20 protein-coding genes, 4 tRNA genes and 1 pseudogene are annotated in these 16,096 nt (G+C 66.9%); 19 read left to right on the top strand and 6 right to left on the bottom strand.

From position 1 onward, the window contains the following. Positions 1–66 precede the first annotated feature (66 nt). Genes BUC15_RS05030 through mptB form a run of 4 tightly spaced genes read left to right on the top strand, consistent with a single transcriptional unit; the run spans position 67 to position 2,770 of the window. Entirely contained in the window at positions 67–477 is a 411-nt protein-coding gene (locus BUC15_RS05030; protein WP_073186445.1) for an NADH-quinone oxidoreductase subunit B, read from the top strand. Further along, positions 464–973, top strand: coding sequence for an NADH-quinone oxidoreductase subunit C (locus tag BUC15_RS05025; RefSeq protein ID WP_073186444.1), 510 nt, complete (start codon positions 464–466; stop codon positions 971–973). The genes BUC15_RS05030 and BUC15_RS05025 overlap by 14 nt, the downstream gene beginning before the upstream one ends. Continuing rightward, a complete protein-coding gene (locus BUC15_RS05020; protein ID WP_073186443.1) occupies positions 970–1,287 on the top strand; it encodes a 4Fe-4S binding protein in 318 nt (105 codons plus the stop codon). The genes BUC15_RS05025 and BUC15_RS05020 overlap by 4 nt, the downstream gene beginning before the upstream one ends. Continuing rightward, positions 1,280–2,770, top strand: coding sequence for a polyprenol phosphomannose-dependent alpha 1,6 mannosyltransferase MptB (gene mptB, locus BUC15_RS05015; protein WP_073186442.1), 1,491 nt, complete (start codon positions 1,280–1,282; stop codon positions 2,768–2,770). The genes BUC15_RS05020 and mptB overlap by 8 nt, the downstream gene beginning before the upstream one ends. 1 nt (position 2,771) lies before the next feature. Here the strand turns inward: mptB and BUC15_RS05010 are convergent, their stop codons facing one another. From BUC15_RS05010 to BUC15_RS05000, 3 genes are read right to left on the bottom strand one after another with little or no spacing between them, the layout of a single operon-like run. Continuing rightward, a complete protein-coding gene (locus tag BUC15_RS05010) occupies positions 2,772–3,671 on the bottom strand; it encodes an exodeoxyribonuclease III (protein ID WP_073186441.1) in 900 nt (299 codons plus the stop codon). Next, the gene (locus tag BUC15_RS05005) at positions 3,668–4,177 is read right to left on the bottom strand and encodes a GNAT family N-acetyltransferase (protein ID WP_073186440.1); all 510 of its coding nucleotides are present in this window, start codon (positions 4,175–4,177) and stop codon (positions 3,668–3,670) included. The genes BUC15_RS05010 and BUC15_RS05005 overlap by 4 nt, the downstream gene beginning before the upstream one ends. Before the next feature lie 28 nt (positions 4,178–4,205). Beyond that, positions 4,206–4,697 (bottom strand): YajQ family cyclic di-GMP-binding protein, encoded by a 492-nt coding sequence (locus tag BUC15_RS05000; RefSeq protein WP_073186439.1) that lies wholly within the window; start codon positions 4,695–4,697, stop codon positions 4,206–4,208. Between the two features lie 229 nt (positions 4,698–4,926). On the opposite strand from BUC15_RS05000, the gene BUC15_RS04995 reads away from it, so the two are divergent. Together BUC15_RS04995 and deoD are read left to right on the top strand one after the other, a co-directional pair. Beyond that, positions 4,927–5,007: transfer RNA gene (locus tag BUC15_RS04995), tRNA-Tyr, on the top strand. A gap of 66 nt (positions 5,008–5,073) precedes the next feature. After that, entirely contained in the window at positions 5,074–5,784 is a 711-nt protein-coding gene (gene deoD / locus BUC15_RS04990; protein WP_073186438.1) for a purine-nucleoside phosphorylase, read from the top strand. Positions 5,785–5,787: 3 nt separating this feature from the next. Here the strand turns inward: deoD and BUC15_RS04985 are convergent, their stop codons facing one another. After that, on the bottom strand, positions 5,788–6,657 hold the full coding sequence (locus BUC15_RS04985; RefSeq protein WP_073186437.1) for a DUF559 domain-containing protein: 870 nt from the start codon (positions 6,655–6,657) through the stop codon (positions 5,788–5,790). A 220-nt stretch (positions 6,658–6,877) separates the two neighbouring features. Here BUC15_RS04985 and BUC15_RS04980 point away from each other — a divergent pair. The 7 genes and pseudogenes from BUC15_RS04980 to BUC15_RS04950 all read left to right on the top strand — a co-directional run bounded on the left by BUC15_RS04980 (position 6,878) and on the right by BUC15_RS04950 (position 10,440). After that, a tRNA-Thr gene (locus tag BUC15_RS04980) sits at positions 6,878–6,950 on the top strand. A 39-nt stretch (positions 6,951–6,989) separates the two neighbouring features. Further along, positions 6,990–7,065 (top strand) — tRNA-Met (locus tag BUC15_RS04975). 41 nt (positions 7,066–7,106) lie between these two features. Further along, positions 7,107–7,277 (top strand): 50S ribosomal protein L33, encoded by a 171-nt coding sequence (rpmG, locus tag BUC15_RS04970; RefSeq protein WP_073186436.1) that lies wholly within the window; start codon positions 7,107–7,109, stop codon positions 7,275–7,277. Positions 7,278–7,354: 77 nt separating this feature from the next. Further along, the gene (locus tag BUC15_RS04965) at positions 7,355–7,780 is read left to right on the top strand and encodes an FAS1-like dehydratase domain-containing protein (RefSeq protein WP_073186435.1); all 426 of its coding nucleotides are present in this window, start codon (positions 7,355–7,357) and stop codon (positions 7,778–7,780) included. Continuing rightward, positions 7,719–8,048 (top strand): annotated as a pseudogene (locus BUC15_RS19820) (MaoC/PaaZ C-terminal domain-containing protein); the annotation flags it as partial. The gene BUC15_RS04965 and the pseudogene BUC15_RS19820, both read left to right, overlap by 62 nt. 141 nt (positions 8,049–8,189) lie before the next feature. Further along, positions 8,190–9,287, top strand: a complete 1,098-nt coding sequence (locus BUC15_RS04955) for a UDP-N-acetylmuramate dehydrogenase (RefSeq protein WP_425443332.1) — start codon at positions 8,190–8,192, stop codon at positions 9,285–9,287. 76 nt (positions 9,288–9,363) lie between these two features. Next, positions 9,364–10,440, top strand: a complete 1,077-nt coding sequence (locus BUC15_RS04950) for a peptidoglycan-binding protein (protein ID WP_073186434.1) — start codon at positions 9,364–9,366, stop codon at positions 10,438–10,440. On the opposite strand, the gene BUC15_RS04945 is transcribed toward BUC15_RS04950, so the two are convergent. After that, the gene (locus BUC15_RS04945; RefSeq protein ID WP_073186433.1) at positions 10,437–11,600 is read right to left on the bottom strand and encodes a M20 metallopeptidase family protein; all 1,164 of its coding nucleotides are present in this window, start codon (positions 11,598–11,600) and stop codon (positions 10,437–10,439) included. The genes BUC15_RS04950 and BUC15_RS04945 overlap by 4 nt on opposite strands. Positions 11,601–11,610: 10 nt before the next feature. Further along, a complete protein-coding gene (locus BUC15_RS04940; RefSeq protein WP_175558245.1) occupies positions 11,611–12,213 on the bottom strand; it encodes a protein-L-isoaspartate O-methyltransferase family protein in 603 nt (200 codons plus the stop codon). Positions 12,214–12,366: 153 nt separating this feature from the next. Between BUC15_RS04940 and BUC15_RS04935 the strand changes: the two genes are divergently transcribed. The 6 genes from BUC15_RS04935 to BUC15_RS04910 all read left to right on the top strand — a co-directional run bounded on the left by BUC15_RS04935 (position 12,367) and on the right by BUC15_RS04910 (position 15,898). Next, positions 12,367–12,439 (top strand) — tRNA-Trp (locus BUC15_RS04935). Between the two features lie 88 nt (positions 12,440–12,527). Next, entirely contained in the window at positions 12,528–13,085 is a 558-nt protein-coding gene (gene secE / locus BUC15_RS20705) for a preprotein translocase subunit SecE (RefSeq protein ID WP_245787893.1), read from the top strand. Beyond that, positions 13,085–13,882: a transcription termination/antitermination protein NusG gene (gene nusG, locus BUC15_RS04925; RefSeq protein ID WP_073186431.1), complete on the top strand. Its 798-nt coding sequence runs from the start codon at positions 13,085–13,087 to the stop codon at positions 13,880–13,882. Before secE ends, nusG begins: the two co-directional genes overlap by 1 nt. 62 nt (positions 13,883–13,944) lie before the next feature. Beyond that, entirely contained in the window at positions 13,945–14,373 is a 429-nt protein-coding gene (gene rplK, locus BUC15_RS04920) for a 50S ribosomal protein L11 (protein ID WP_073186430.1), read from the top strand. Positions 14,374–14,464: 91 nt separating this feature from the next. Beyond that, positions 14,465–15,163, top strand: coding sequence for a 50S ribosomal protein L1 (gene rplA, locus BUC15_RS04915; RefSeq protein WP_073186429.1), 699 nt, complete (start codon positions 14,465–14,467; stop codon positions 15,161–15,163). A 99-nt stretch (positions 15,164–15,262) separates the two neighbouring features. Next, a complete protein-coding gene (locus tag BUC15_RS04910) occupies positions 15,263–15,898 on the top strand; it encodes a pyroglutamyl-peptidase I (protein ID WP_073186428.1) in 636 nt (211 codons plus the stop codon). The last annotated feature ends 198 nt before the right edge of the window (positions 15,899–16,096 follow it).

Below are 16,096 nucleotides of genomic sequence, written 5' to 3'. Positions count from 1 at the left end.
GAGAGTCTAGGCGAGGCTCTGGCCAGGAGCGAATGGGGAAGCCATGAGGCCGCGTAGACTGCCCGCATGGTTGCAGCTCGGGACTGGTTCGGCGACGGGTCCCTCTACGTCGTCGACGTGCCGCTTGCCTGCTGCGCGCTCGAGACGCAGGCCGCCACGGGAGAGCGCACCGGGGTGCCGCTGGAAGACATCCCCGAGGGGGCCGGCGTGGTCGTCACCTTGTCTGGAACCATCACGGGGCCGATGCTGCCCTCCATCTCTGCGGTGCTCGGCGCCGTCCCGGAGCGCTCCCGGGTCGTCGCGTTCGGGGCCTGCGCCTGTGCCGGGGGGCCGTACTGGGATTCGTATGCGGTAGTGAGAGGCGCAGGCGCGGTTGTGCCGGTCGACCACTTCATCGCGGGTTGCCCACCGCCACCGTCAGCGCTGGACGATTTCCTCGCAACCGAGCGGGCAGGAGCCGAGCATGAGCCTGTATGAGGATGTTGCGGCCGCGAAAGCGGATGGTTACCGCTTCCTGCTCGGGTTGACGGCGGTCGACGAGGTCGGGATCTCCGACGAGATCCGGGTCGCCGTCCGGCTCCTCGACCCCGACACCGGGCAGGATGTGGTGGTCGAGGCGCGCACCGACAGAGACGACCCGCGGCTACCCGATCTGGCCCCGTTGTTCCCCGGTGCCTCCTTCCTGCAACGGCAGGCCCACGACTTCTTCGGTGTCCGCTTCGAGGGCGGCGACAACCGTCCACTGATCCACCATGGCGGGGGTGCCCCGATGCGTAAGGATGTGCTGCTCGAACAGCGCCAGCTGACAGGTTGGCCTGGGGCGCTGGAACCTGGCGAGTCGGGGTCCTCACCAGGCAGGCGAAAGCTGGTGCCACCCGGGGTGCCCGACCCTGCCGTGCTCGCCGACCCTGGGGCGGCGGCCGCGGACATCGCGCTGTCGGCGACCGGTGCCCGCGTGCGGAGGCCGAGATGATCCACGGTTCGATCGCCTTGATCGAGGAGGCCTGCACTTCGTGCATGATCTGCGCACGGGAGTGCCCCACGTGGTGCATCACGCTCACCTCGCACCAGGAGCAGACCGTGCCGGCCCCCGGCTCGCGTCCACGGACCCACAACGTGCTGGACACGTTCACGATCGACTGGGCGCTGTGCATGTACTGCGGGGTCTGCATCGAGCAGTGCCCGACCGATGCACTGGTGTGGGACGGGGCACACGTGCCGTCGGCCGACCGGCTGGTCGACCTGTTGTATGACAGGGGACGGTTGGTCAGGCGCGACGGTGCCTGACCGGATCGTCCGGGCGATCGGTGACCTGCAGCGGGCGGCATCGTCGCGCGCGGTGTGGGCAGGTTTCGCGGGCAGTCTCGGCATCCTGATCGGGTCGCTCAGCCCCGCATACCTGCCGCAGGCCTCGCCGATGTGGGATGTGCTGCGTGGGCTCGGCATCGATGGGCCCACGACCAAGTGGGTCGGCACGGTGGCGACGCTGCTCGGGTTGATGCTGCTGCTCGAATCGTGGTTCAGGCTGCGTCCGGCGAAACGGCGGGCCCAAGGTCGGCCGCAGTTGAGGCATTGGGCGGTGCTGGGCATCATCTCGTTCCCGCTTCTGTTCGGGCCGCCGATCTTCTCACACGACGCCTACTCGTATGCGGCGCATGGCTGGCTGATCCACAACAACCTCAATCCGTACGCCGTCGGACCCGGGATCCTGCCCGGCTACTACGCCGACCAGGTCGCCTGGGTGTGGCGCGACACGACCGCGCCATACGGACCGTTGGCGTTGTGGATGAGCCACGGCATCGTCCTCCTTGCAGGGCTGGATCCGTTCCTATCCGCGGTCCTGATGCGGGTACCGGCACTGGTCGGGGTCGCGCTGATCGGGACCATGGTGCCGAGGATCGCGAGGTTGGTCGGGGTCGACCGGGCGGCTGCGAGCTGGTTCTCCGTGCTCAACCCGATCCTGGTGATCGACTTCATCGGCGGCGCCCACAACGACTCACTGATGACTGGCCTGATGCTGCTGGGGATCTGGCTGACGATGCGCTACCGGCGCTGGTGGCTGGGCGCCCTGGTCGTCGGTGTCGCAGCCGCGGTGAAGCAGCCTGCGTTCCTGACCGCGGTCGCACTACCGTTCCTGGTCGTGCCCTGGACCTCCTGGCGCCCGAAGAGCGTGGCGTGGGCTGCAATCAGGGCGCTGACCTCGCTTGCCCTCTCGGTCGCGGTGTTCGCGAGCTTCTCCTTCGCCTCCGGGCTCGGGTTCGGCTGGGTCAACGCCATCAACGTGCCCGGGATGGTGGACACGGTCTCACCATTTACGGTGCTTGGCCACATCGTGCAGTTCCCGATCAATCTGCTCGGTCTGGACCCCGGCGGCGGCCGGACGGCGATCACGGTGTTCCGAGGCATCGGCTCCGTGGTCGGGGTCCTCGGGATCGCCTGGTTCGCCTGGAGACATCTGGGCCGACGACCGCTTCACTTCATCAGCTATTCGTTCATCTGGTTCGCGCTGTGCGCCCCCGCCATCCATTCCTGGTATCTGCTCTGGGGGGCGGTGCTGCTGCCGATGACGAGGCCGAGTTCGCGGGCGCTGCGGGCCGCGATCGTGGCGACCGTGGTGCTGCTGGGCTTCAACGCCATGAACTTCGGCATCCGCAACGGACTCTGGATGCTGGTGCTGATCCTGTTCGCAGCCACCTACTGGACGGTTCACTCGCACGAGCTCAGCCAGCCGATGGAAGGGCCAGACGTGGAGACGGAGGCGGGGGCCTGAATCAGGCCGCCAGCGTCGAGGTGTCGTAGTCGACTACGACGGGGGAGTGGTCACTGATGCGCTCGTCGTAGGTCGACTCGCGCCCGACGAACGCCGAGGTGGCAGCCTTCGCGAGCCTAGGCGTGGCGAGGTGGTAGTCGATCCGCCACCCCGCATCGTTGGTGAAGGCCTGCCCCCGCCACGACCACCAGCTGTAGGGGCCGTCGGCGTCCGGGTTCAGGGAACGCACGACGTCGACCATGGTTCGTGGGCCGGTCACCGAACCGAACCATTCGCGCTCCTCGGGGAGGAACCCTTCGGATTTCTGGTTGCTGCGCCAGTTGCGCAGGTCCTGCCTGGTGTGTGCGATGTTGAAATCTCCCATCACCAGTAACTCCCGGCCGTCGGCCGCGGCGTCGCGGCGCGAGGCGACCAGGGTGCGGGCGAGGCCCCGCATGAAACGCATCTTGCGCCGGTACTTCTCCTCGGTGCCCAATTCGTGGGGCCAGGCCGCTCCCTTCGGCAGGTAGAGCGAGGCGACCCGGACGGGGGCGTCGGCCAGGTCGACCTCCAGGTAGCGGCCCTCATCAGCGAACGCGGCGAGGTCTCGTCCGACGACGCGCTCCGAGTCGATCGATCGGGGCTCATCGCCCTGTGCGATCGACGTCACGGTGGTGGTCAGGGAACGGATGCGGGTCGGGGGCGTGCGGGTGAGGATCGCCACCCCGTTGCGCCCGGCGAGCTGGCCGGTGTCGAGCGTGACGTGGTAGCCGTCGAACGCATCGAGTGGGAGGTCGGCGACCCGGCAGCGCACCTCCTGCAGCGCGATCACATCTGCCTCGGCCGAGTCCCAGAAGGGGCGGAAACCGCGTCTCAGCGCTGCCCGGATGCCGTTTACGTTGTGGGTGCCGATCCGCCTCATCGGGCGATGTCCAGCACGGCCTGGGGCCATGGGTCGGTGGTGAGGCGGCCGTAGGTGAGCACGTCGACGCGGGCGCCGTCGATCAGGAACTTTCCTCGCTCGCGACCCTCTCGGACGAAACCGGCCGCGCCCGCCACGTTGCCCGAGAGCGGGTTGTCGGCCCTGTGACCGAGTTCGAGACGCTCGCAGTCGCCGGTCGCCAGAGCCCAGTTCGCGACCGCGGTCGCGGCCTTCGACGCCCAGCCCCGGCCGCGATGCGACTGGTTCATCCAGTACCAGAACCAGCCAACCTTGTTGGTGGGGTCGAGCGTGACCCCGACCAGCCCGACGAGCCGGTCGTCGTCGGTGATGGCGAAGGAGTACCCGTCGCCCAGGAGGCCTGCGACATACCCCTCTGCCTCCGCCATGGTCGTGACGGTGCCTTGCCGAGACATGCCGGGGTCGGACTGGAACGCGGCGAGCACGTCCGGTGCGTCGCCTTGGCGCAATGGTCTGAGCGCGAGCACAGCAGCCTCCTGGGGTCGGTTCGGTTGGTCAGCGGTAGTTCACGTACTGTACGGCGAAGTCGTAGTCCTGGTCCTTGATGAGTTTCTGGACCTCCTGAAGGTCGTCCCGGCTCTTCGAGGAGACGCGCAGTTCGTCGCCTTGGATCTGCGCCTTGACGCCCTTCGGTCCCTCGTCGCGGATCAGCTTCGAGATCTTCTTGGCGTCCTCCTGTTTGATCCCCTCCTTGGTAGTGGCGGTGATCTTCCAGAGTTTGCCAGAGGCCCGGGGCTCGTCGGCGTCGAGTGCCTTGAGGCTGACCCCGCGACGAGCGAGCTTCGATTGGAACACGTCGAGGACCGCCTTGACGCGCTCCTCGGAGACGGCCTGCATCTCGATGGACTCGCCCGACCAGGCGATCTTTGCGTCGGTGTTCTTGAAGTCGAACCGCTGCGACACCTCCTTCGCGGCCTGGTTCAGGGCGTTGTCGACCTCCTGCCGATCGACCTTGCTGACGATGTCGAATGAGCTGTCCGATGCCATGGCTGTCCTCCGTGGGCTGGGTGGGGCGTTGAGCACTATTCCGGGTTGGATCGCCGAACGGCACGGTTTGATCGCTAATACCGTGATCGACCCCGGAATAGTGCTCATCTTCAAGCCATTGTGCCAGCGATCGAATGCCTACAGAGCCCGGCGTGTCGACACCACCGTCGCTGCTTTGCCGAGCCCGTCGACACCCTGCTATGCTCGTGCGGCGCCGGGTTACCGGCACGGCAGGTTGCCCGAGCGGCCAAAGGGAACGGTCTGTAAAACCGTCGCGCAAGCTACGTTGGTTCGAATCCAACACCTGCCACAAGGCCCCGAATCGGATTGGTTCGGGGCCTTGTTCGTATTCCGGCACCACCGAAGGAGGCCGACGATGGCCACTCCGCACATCGCATGTGAGCCCGGCGACATCGCTTCCCTGGTACTCATGCCAGGGGACCCGAAGAGGGCCGAACGGATCGCACGCACCCGGATGGACGGTGCCCGCCTCGTCTCGGACGTGCGCGGCATCGGCGCCTGGACCGGGACGATCGACGGCATCCCGGTGACGGCGATGGCCTCCGGGATGGGCGTCCCGAGCCTGTCCATCTACGCGACCGAGTTGTACGAGCAGTACGGGGTCGACAGGATCTGCCGCGTCGGCACGTGCGGTGGCATCTCCCCTAAGGTCGCCGTCCGTGACGTTGTCGTGGCGTCGTCGGCGCACACCAGCTCGAAGGTGTCGACCATCGATCTTCCCGGGGTCACACTCTCGCTCGCGCCCTCATTCGACATGCTCCGCGGGGCGGTCGACCATGCCAGGTCGTCAGGTAGGAGCGTCCACATCGGGCCGGTCTTCACCAGCGACTTCTTCTACAGCACCCGAACCGACATAATCCCGGCGCTGGACAAGCTCGGCACGCTAGGTGTCGAGATGGAAGCTGCCGGTCTGTATGCCTGCGCGTTGCGGGCCGGGCGGGAGGCGCTGGCGGTGCTGACGGTGTCCGACCACCTGTTCGACGGCTCGGGCGACCTGACTGCCGACGAGCGCGAGACGCTTTTCGCGGAGGCGCTCGAGACTGGAATCGCGGGCCTGAGGGCCTGACCCTCAGGCGCTGCGCTTCCCGAGGAGCCGTCGTCGCTGATGGATCAGCGACTCGATGGTCTCGACCAGTTCGTCGAGGCTCTTGGCGGTGAACCTGATGATCTGCCAGCCGGCGCGGCTCAAGGCGCGGTCCCTCCGCCGGTCGAGGTGGAATGCGTCGTCAGTGTCGTGGTAGCTGGCCCCGTCGAGTTCGATGCCGAGACGCACAGCTGGGATGGCGATGTCGAGGAAGAACGTGTCGGTGCCCAGGTCGACCCTGTAGTTGGTGGACCAGCCCGTGAGGCCGGCGGCACGCAGCAGGCGGTGCGCCTCGCGCTCAAGGGTCGACCAGGGGGCATCGCGCGAGTCCTCCAGGAGCTCGCGTCGCAGACGGTTCCCTCGCCGTCCGGGGGTGAGCAGCAGCGCGCGACGCAGACGGGGTAGCGTGACCGCCCGGCGGCGGAGGGACTCATCGATCGCGCTCGCGCCAAGGTCGACGATGAGGTCGAGCACCGTCAGCTCCGGTGAGGTGACGTTGAGGCCGAAGCGGCGTGTCGTGAGGTCGGGGCGGATGAGGCGCTGCTCGAATCTGAATCCTTTCCCGGTCTTGATCTCAGCTGGGCTGGCGACGTCGATGTCTTCGCCGCACTCGATCTCGGGCCACCAGGTGAGGGCTGCGGCGTCACGTCGGGTGATGACGAGCGGCTGCCGGTAGGCGCAGACGGCCTGCAGTCGGGTCGCGCGGTCGTCGTGGTCGGGGGCCGCGTAGATGCCGGGGAGCAGCCGGATCAGTTCGCCTCGGAAGGCGCAAGAGTTGAGGGCGCGGGCAAGGTGGGGGTGTTCGCGGGCGGAGGCGACACCGTCGGTCAGGAGAGCGACAAGTTCCGGGTTCATGGTCCGAGCCTGCCTCGTGAGGGTCGGGTGGGGAGGGGAATCGCGCGGGCTGTGGATAAGTCTTGAGCACTATCCAGGACTCGATCCGCGACACGCCGCAACTGGGCGTCGTTCTGCCTGACGAACCCCGGATAGTGCTCAACGCCAGACCTTCACCGAGCACCCGGGAACCCCGATTTGTGGTGCCGGCGGGAAGTCGTATATGGTTGGTCGTCGGCTGGCCCCTATAGCTCAGTAGGCAGAGCGTCTCCATGGTAAGGAGAAGGTCTGCGGTTCGATTCCGCATGGGGGCTCTGTTCGTCCCGTGGCACCACCCTCGGGACGGACTACCTGACGGGGTAGCTCAGTCGGTAGAGCAAGCGGCTCATAATCGCTGTGTCGCGGGTTCAAGTCCCGCCCTCGTCACCACAACAGACGCGTAGCACTCACAAGCTCGAAGGAAATGCGAAATGGCTAAGAAGTCTCAGGACGTCCGTCCGAAGATCACGCTCGCCTGCACTGAGTGCAAGGAGCGCAACTACATCACCAAGAAGAACCGCCGCAACGATCCCGATCGTCTCGAACTCAAGAAGTTCTGCCCGCGTTGCCGTGTGCACCAGGTGCACCGCGAGACCCGCTGATCCCGGACGAGAGCCCGAGAGACGGCCGTCCCCAAAGGGGGGCGGCCGTTTCGCATTCCCGCGATAGGCTGAGCGCCATGCCCATCACGCCCGAGCACGTTGGTCGCCGGTACCCACCCGCGCCGCCCTACGTCGTCAGCCACGCAAAGATCGCGGAGTTTGCGCGCGCGATCTGCGACGACAATCCGGCCTACTTCGGTTCGACGCCGATCGCGCCGCCGACCTTCGCCGCCGTGATCGCGGCCCAGGCCTGGGACGCGTTGTTCGGGGACGAGGAACTCGGTCTGGCCCTGAACCGGACCATGCACGGCGATCAGGGGTTCGTGTTCCGCGGGCCGCTGCGCCCAGGCGACGCGGTGGTGGCGACGCTGAGCATCGAGAAGGTCCGCAACCGGGGCAACCTCGACATGGTCACCATCCTCGTGGACCTCACCGTCGACGATGAGACCGTCTGCGAGGCCCGGTCCACGCTCATGCACACGACAGGAGAGGCCGATGCCTGAGTTCACAGTCGGACAGGTCCTACCGGAACTCAGGGTCAAGGTCACCCGGTCGACCGTCGTGCGGTATTCGGGTGCGTCGACGGATTTCAACGAGATTCACTTCTCGGATCGGCATGCCCGCGCGATCGGGCTGCCGGGCGTCGTCGCCCACGGCATGTGGACGATGGGCGCCGGCCTGAAGCTCGTCACGGACGCCGTTGGCGACCCCGGCCGCGTGCTCAGCTACTTCGTCCGCTTCACCCGCCCCGTCGTCGTTCCCGACACCGACGACGGCACCGAGGTCGTCTACTCGGGCAAGGTCACCGAGGTGGCAGACGGGATCGCGAAGATCGCGCTCACCGCGACCTGCGGCGACGACGCCGTCCTGGGGGCCGCCCGCGCGGAGGTTAGCCCCGCGCGGAGGTTAGCATTGTCCAGCTGTAGCGCCGACCGCTTCGAGGTGGCGTCCACCGGAAGGCCGATCGACCCGTCTCCGCTGCTGCGCGACCACACCACGCTCCGCGTCGGCGGCGCGGCTGACCGTTTCGTGGTGGCCGGTTCGGAGGCGGAACTGATCTCGATCGTGACCGACTGCGACGAACGTGGCGTCCCCGTCCTCATCCTCGGCGGCGGCTCCAACCTGCTTGTAGCCGACGCCGGGTTCCCCGGGACGGTGGTGCGGGTAGCGAACACCGGGATCGAGGCGGACGTGTCGGCCTGCGGCGGAGCCGCGGTGCGGGTGGCTGCGGGCGTCGACTGGGACGACTTCGTCGCTCACGCCGTCGCGCAGGAATGGTGTGGGATCGAGACGCTCTCGGGTATCCCAGGCAGCGTCGGTGCTACGCCGATCCAGAACGTCGGGGCCTACGGGGCGGAGGTGGCACAGACCATCTCCTCGGTGCGCACCTGGGACCGGCGTGACCGGGCCCAGAAGACGTTCCCGGTTGTCGACTGCGGCTTCGGGTACCGCACGTCGCGCTTCAAGCGGGAGCCGGGACGCTACGTCGTGCTTGAGGTCTCATACCAGTTCACCCTGGGGAACCTCAGTCGACCCATCGCCTATTCCGAGCTCGCCGGCCGACTCGGTGTCGAGGTCGGCGCAAGGGTCGATTCGCGGCTCGTCCGCGAAAAGGTCCTCGAGATCCGCCGGGGCAAAGGCATGGTGCTCGACCCGTCCGATCACGACACGTGGAGCGCGGGATCATTCTTCACCAACCCCATCCTCGACGCCGACGCCGCGGGTGCGCTTCCCGACGACGCGCCACGGTTCCCCGCCGGTGGCGGCCGGGTCAAGACCAGCGCCGCCTGGCTCATCCAGCACGCCGGCTTCTCCAGGGGCTACGGGAATGCGCGGGCGGCCCTTTCGGGCAAGCATGTGCTGGCGTTGACAAACCGGGGTGGGGCCTCCGCCGCCGATCTGGTCGAGGTGGCAGGTCAGGTCCGCGCAGGTGTCGCAGAGCGGTTCGGGGTGACGCTGGTGCCGGAGGTGAACCTGATCGGCCTTGAGCTTCCCGAAGCCTCAAGCTGAGCTTGAGAAACTTACAGTCAAGCCCCGAACCCCGCTAACCTCGGCCCACCCCCACCGACCCCGGGAGGACGTCCAAATGCGTTGGATCAAGGTCGCGGTCGCTGCCGCGCTCGTGCTCGGCATCGCCGCCATCGTGCCCAATCAAGCCACCGCCTCCGTGCAGTCGGAGTTCATCGAAAAGCTGGTCAAACCGGCGCAGGAGAATGAGCGCAAAACCGGCATCCCCAGTTCCGTGGCGATCGGGATGGCGGCGCTGGAGACCGGGTGGGGGCGCTCGAAGATGGCAGGTGATTACACCGTCGACAAGGGCCTGCCGACCGAGACGGTATACAAGGTCAACACCTTGTTCAACATCAAGTGCACCTCGACGAAGTCTCCCTACCAGACCGGCTGCGTCCCTGTCAGGACCGCCGAGTACAAACCGGACGGCGCCCAGTACTTCATCGTCGACGAGTTCCGCACCTACGCCAGTTGGGGTGACTCGATCCTGGACTACGGTCGGCTGCTCACCTCGGCGTCGCGCTACGCGAAGGCGTTCGAATACAAGGCCCATCCGGACCAGTTCGTGACCGAGGTCCGTTCGGGAGGCTATGCGACGGATCCGAGCTACGCCACGCAGGTGATCTCGATCATGAGGTCCTACGACCTGTATCGGTACAACCTCAGCGGGGCCGGCTCCGGGTTTCCGTCAGGCATGGGAGACGGGGGAACGAGCGGTGGTTCCGACGCAGGCACCGGGTTTGCGGTCGGCGGCGACTTCCCCGCTTACCAGTCTGGCAGCAGCGGCCAAGGCGTGAAGACCCTGCAACTCCTGCTCAACGCCGCCGACGCGGCGGGCCTTGAGGCGGACGGCAGCTACGGGAAGCTGACGGCTGCCGCCGTGTCGAGCTTCCAGAAGAAGCAGGGCATCACCTCGACCGGCACCATGGACGACCAGACCTGGGAGAAGCTCCTCCCCTCGCTCAAGGCGGGCTCCAGCGGGCCGGCGGTGACGGCGCTGCAGGGCGAGTTGAACGAGGCGGGACACGACGTCGACGTCGTGGGCTCTTTCGGCGAGGCCACCACCAAGGCTGTAGGCGCCTTCCAGAAGGCCAACCGGATCAAGGAGACCGGCCGGGTCGACAGTCTCACGTGGGCCAGGCTCATCGGCTAGAGTGCGTCGACGGCGGCCGCGTAACCGCAGGCAAAGGCGCGTGCGGCCAACTCCAAGGCGTCGCGCCCGGGCAGATAGGCCCCGTGGTGCAGGCCGACACCGTTGACCCGGCCGGTACCCACGAAGCACATCAGGGAGGCCGCCGAGGCGCCGTACTCGGAGAAGTCGTCCGACCCGCATGATCGGAAAGGTGTCTCTGCCACGGTCAGCCCCACCGAAGTCAGGTGATGATCGGTCCGCCGTGCCAGACCGGGGTCGTTGATCAGCGCCGGCCCCCCGGTGATGATCTGCACGCTCGCAGCGGCACCGCGGCCCGTTGCCACGCCCTCCGCGGTCCTGGCGATGGCCTCCTGCAACAGTGACCTGTCGGACTCGTGGAAGGCGCGGATGGAGCCCCGGCAGACGGCGGAGTCGGGAATCACGTTCGGGGCCGTGCCGCCCTGGATCTGGCCGAATGAGACCACCGTCGCGTGCGTGGGGTTGATGAGACGGGAAGGCAGGGATGAAACCTCCCCGATGATCGCGGCGAGCGTGGTGATCGGATCGACGCCCAGGTGCGGATAGGCGCCATGCGCAGGGGTGCCCGACACGACGATCTCGAACGAGTCGTAGGCGGCGTTGACGGCGCCGGCGCCCGTCGACACGACTCCGGCGTCGATCGCCGGCTGGACGTGCACGCCGATCATGGCCTCGATGGATTGGTGGTCGAGGAGCCCCGAGGCCACGACATCGGCGGCACCCGGTGGCGTGATCTCCTCGCGTGGCTGCAGGATCGGCACCATCGCAGCGGGGAGCGTGAGCCTCCGCGCCGCCGTCAGGACGGACCACAATGCGGCCAGGTGCACGTCATGTCCACAGGCGTGCATCACGCCCGGGATGCGGGACTCGAAGGGTACCCCGGTCGACTCAGCGACCGGCAACGCATCCAGCTCGGCTCGAAGGCCGACCGCCGGGCCCTCCGGCCCGAGCCGTCCCCAGGCGCCGGTGGCCGCAACCGGGGTCCAGTCCAGCCAACCGAGCGACGAGGTCATGGCATCACGGGTGTCGCCCTCCTGGCCGCTGAGCCGTGGTTCGGCATGAAGCACGCGGCGCAGTGCGGCGGCGTCGGGGAGGACATCCGTGATCCCGGAGAGCAGCCCTCGTAGCAGCTCGGTGGTCATGTCCGAGAGCCTACTGTTCCCGGACGGCGCCGGTAGGGTCGCCCGGTTCGATCAGCGGGACGAACACGTAGGCACCCGACCGGGTGACGTCCAGGCCAGAGCCCGATCGACGCACCGTCCACAGCTGCCCGTCGACCGGGATCACCAGCACCCCCTCGTCCGATAATTGGGCGGTGAGTTGCTCCGGGAGGTGTGAGGCCATCGCAGAGACCAGAATCCGGTCGAAGGGCGCCTCGCCGGGGCAACCCAGCACCGTCGGATCGGCGACCTCCAACCGGGCCCAGACGCGGCCGGTGTGGCCGAGCCGCTCGGCACCCCAGGCGGCGACCTCCCCATCGATCTCGAGGCCGAGCACCGAACCGGTGGGCCCTACGAGCCAGGCCAGAAGCGCGGTCGTCCAGCCGGAACCGGCACCGACGTCGAGGACCCTGCCGCCGATCGGAACGTCCAAGCTGTCCAGCATCCGGGCAACCGTCGAAGGCTGGGAGTTCGTCGCGCCCCTGAACAGCGGCAATGCCATGTCGAGAGACGCGAGGTGGCGCTGGGAGTCGGGAAGATGCGCGGCTCTCGGCGTGGCGGCCATGGCCGCCCTTACACGATCGGAAACCTGCATGCACCCAGTGTGACCCGACGACGCGCTGCGCGGTGCCTGAGCGCTGGTTCGACTCATGCCGGGAAACCGCCTATAGTTGGGGAGCACCGGCAAACGTCGCCAAGGTCGAAGCGTGCTCAAATGGGCGCTGGACAAGGGGGCATGGTCGGTAAAAGGGTAGTAGCTCAACTGGCAGAGCAGCGGTCTCCAAAACCGCAGGTTGGGGGTTCGAGTCCCTCCTGCCCTGCTAGGTGGTCGGCGCTTTCGTCGGTTACCTCGCCACGCCTGTCGGCCTGCCGGCGAGGCATTTTGTTTGTCAAGCGAAGGGAAGCAGCGTGAGCGACAAGTCGCGCGACGCCGAGCACGAGGATCTCGTGCAGGGTGGGACGGACGCTGCCGAGTCGGCCGTCGAGTCGGATGAGGACACGCTCAGCGCCGCCGACATCGAAGATCCCGAGGCGCTGGAGGCTGCCTCATCTGCCGTCGCTGGCGATGAGGACGCACTTGAGGTGATCCCACCTGCCATCGGCCCCGACACCGACGATGAGACCATCGCCGAACTCGAAGAGGGGTTCACCGCCGAGGAGCGGGAAGCCGCCGCCGCTGCGATCGTCCGGAAGACGTCCAAGGCCCCCGTCCGCAAGAAGGAGACCCGCACGCGCAGGCGTAGCGAGGCTACCCAGGACCACGAGGACCACTACAAGGCGCACAATCCAGCGCAATTCGCCGCACAGTCCGCCGCGGAGTTGAAGCGGGTCGTGTGGCCGACGTGGCCGGAGACCGCCTCCATGTTCAGCGCAGTGCTGATCTTCGTGCTCATCATGATCGCCATCGTCGGCCTGCTGGACTTCGGTTTCGGCTGGGGTCTGCTCAAGCTGCTCGGGAGTTACTGATGACTGAATCCGACAACACGGATTTCGAGATCGACCTCGGAGCCATCGAATCCGAGGCTCCGTCGGACGACATCGAGATTGATCTGGGCGCCCTCGGCGAGGAAGAGGGCGACGGCGACGCCGTCGAACTTTCGCCGCTGGTCGAGGACGAGCCTGACGAGGAAGAAGACCTCGACAACGACGACGCCGTAGCCAAGGCGCTCGACGCGCTCCGTGAGGAACTCGAGGGCAAGTGGGGCGACTGGTACGTCATCCACACCTATTCGGGCATGGAGAACCGTGTCAAGCAGAACGTGGACTCCCGCGCGCAGAGCCTCAACATGGAGGATTACATCTTCGAGACGATCGTCCCGACCGAAGAGGTCGTGGAGGTCCGAAACAACGCGCGAAAGACCGTCACGCGCAGTGTGACTCCCGGCTACGTGCTGATCCGCATGGAACTGACCGACGATTCGTGGAGCCTTGTGCGCCAGACGCCGTCGGTGACCGGCATCGTCGGACACGGCCAGCAGCCGGTCCCGCTGTCGATCGACGAAGTCGTGCACATGCTCACCCCTTCCGTCATCGCAAAGGTGAACGCCGCCCAGGCTGGTGCCGTGGTGCGGAAGAGGAAGGTAGAGGTCGTCGACTTCGCCGTCGGCGACTCCGTCATGGTGACAGACGGCCCCTTCACAGGCGTGCACGCCACGATCACCGAAATCAACGCCAACAATCAGCGGCTCCGTGCGCTCGTCGAGATCCTCGGCCGTGAGACGCCCGTCGACCTCGAGTTCAAGCAGGTCGAAAAGGTCGTCTAAGATTGTGCGTTGCGTCGGTTTCCGCCGACGCATCCACCCATACAGGTAAAGGACCCAAACCCATGCCTCCCAAGAAGAAGGTAGCGGCCCTCGTCAAGGTCGCTCTGCAGGCCGGCGCTGCCACGCCTGCACCCCCGGTCGGTACCGCCCTCGGTCCGCACGGTGTCAACATCATGGAGTTCGTGAAGGCGTACAACGCCCAGACCGAATCCCAGCGCGGCAACGTCATCCCCGTCGAGATCACCATCTACGAGGACCGCACGTTCACCTTCATCACGAAGACCCCTCCTGCCGCCGAACTGATCAAGAAGGCCGCCGGGATCAGCTCCGGTGCGGCCAACCCGCTGACCACCAAGGTCGGCAAGATCAGCAAGGATCAGGTCCGCGAGATCGCCACCACCAAGCTGCCCGACCTCAACGCAAACGACGTCGAGGCCGCAATGAAGATCATCGAGGGCACCGCGCGCTCGATGGGCGTCACGGTCGACTGACCACCTGAAGAATCTCACGTGGCAGGGGAGTGCTCCCCACACCACAACTGGTGACCGGGCCCGAGAGCCCGGCCGAACACAAGGAACCAGCATGAAGCACAGCAAGGTCTTCCGCTCGAACGCCGAGAAGCGCGACGCGGACCAGCAGTACACCCCCGAAGAGGCATTGCGCCTCATCAAGGAAATGACCTCGGCGAAGTTCGACGAGACCATCGACGTCGCGGTCCGCCTCGGTGTCGACCCGCGTAAGGCCGACCAGATGGTCCGCGGCACGGTCAACCTTCCGCACGGCACCGGCAAGACGGCAAGGGTCCTCGTCTTCGCCTCCGGCGACAAGGCCGAGGCCGCGCGTGAGGCGGGAGCCGACGAGATCGGCACCGACGAACTGATCGAGAAGGTTGCCGGCGGCTACCTCGACTTCGACGCCGTCGTCGCCACCCCGGACATGATGGGCAAGGTCGGTCGCCTCGGCCGCGTCCTCGGCCCCCGCGGCCTGATGCCGAACCCGAAGACCGGCACCGTCACGATGGACACGGCCAAGGCCGTCTCCGAGATCAAGGGCGGCAAGATCGAGTTCCGCATCGACCGCCACGCCAACCTGCAGTTCATCATCGGCAAGGCGTCGTTTGGTCAGCAGCAGTTGATCGACAACTACTACGCCGTCCTCGACGAGATCCTGCGTCTCAAGCCGTCGTCCTCGAAGGGTCGCTACCTCCGCAAGATCGCGGTCTCCGGGACCATGAGCCCCAGCGTCCTGGTCGACACCGGCGTCTCCAAGCCTGCTGAGTGATCGACTGAGCAAGGTCTATGGTGGGCGGGTACCTTCGGGTGCCCGCCCACTGTTTTTCTCGGCCGGGCCATTGGACGTCAAGGACGGGTGGTGGTTGGCATGACGCGAGTGCTGGTGACCGCGTTCGAGCCTTTCGGGGGCGACGCCGTCAACGCGAGCGGGGAAGCGGTTGCCCGCCTGGCTGCTAGTTGGGCCGACCCGACCGTCGAACTGGTCAAAGAGATTCTGCCCGTGTCGTTCGAACGCGCCCCTCTGGCGCTCGCCGACGCCATCCGCGGGCACAGGCCCGATGCCGTGGTGTGCATCGGTGAGGCGGGCGGCCGGGTCGCCGTCACGCCGGAGAGGCATGCGGTGAACGAGCGTGTCGCCCGGATCGCCGACAATGACGGGGCGATGCTCGACGGCCCCATCGACGGCGGCCCGGACGTCTTGGAGACGCGGCTCGACGTCGCTGGAATTGTCGCCGCCGTACGCTCCCTCGGGGTTCCGGCCGAGGGGTCGGAGGACGCGGGCAGGTTCGTGTGCAACACCGTCTTCCGCTCTGTGTTGACGCTCTTCGACGGCCCGGCCGGGTTCATCCATGTGCCTGCCGTGCGCGATGTTGGGGAGGCAACGGTGGGAGCCGAGACCGACGCTGCGGCCGGGCGTCGGAGTCTGGAGATGACGTTCGAGGACCTAGCCCTGGCCCTAGACGCCGTGGTGAGGTGCGTGGCTGTTGGACTCGAGCACCGCTGACACTGGGAAAATCGGCCAGTGGTCGATTCTGGTGTGTCTGGGGTCGAGTATCGGCCATTGCCTAGTGTCTGGGTGGTGGTTGGGGTCGGCGTGCTGCCTGGAAAATCGGCCAGTGGTCGATTCTGGTGTGTCTGGGGTCGAGTATCGGCCACTGCCTAGTGTCTGGGTGGTGGTTGGGGTTGGCGTGCTGCCTGGAGA

Origin of the sequence: Tessaracoccus bendigoensis DSM 12906 (assembly GCF_900141915.1) — a bacterium.
Taxonomy (GTDB): domain Bacteria; phylum Actinomycetota; class Actinomycetes; order Propionibacteriales; family Propionibacteriaceae; genus Arachnia; species Arachnia bendigoensis.
Note: the sequence above shows the minus strand (reverse complement) of the source record. Positions and strands in the feature narration are given on the sequence as shown.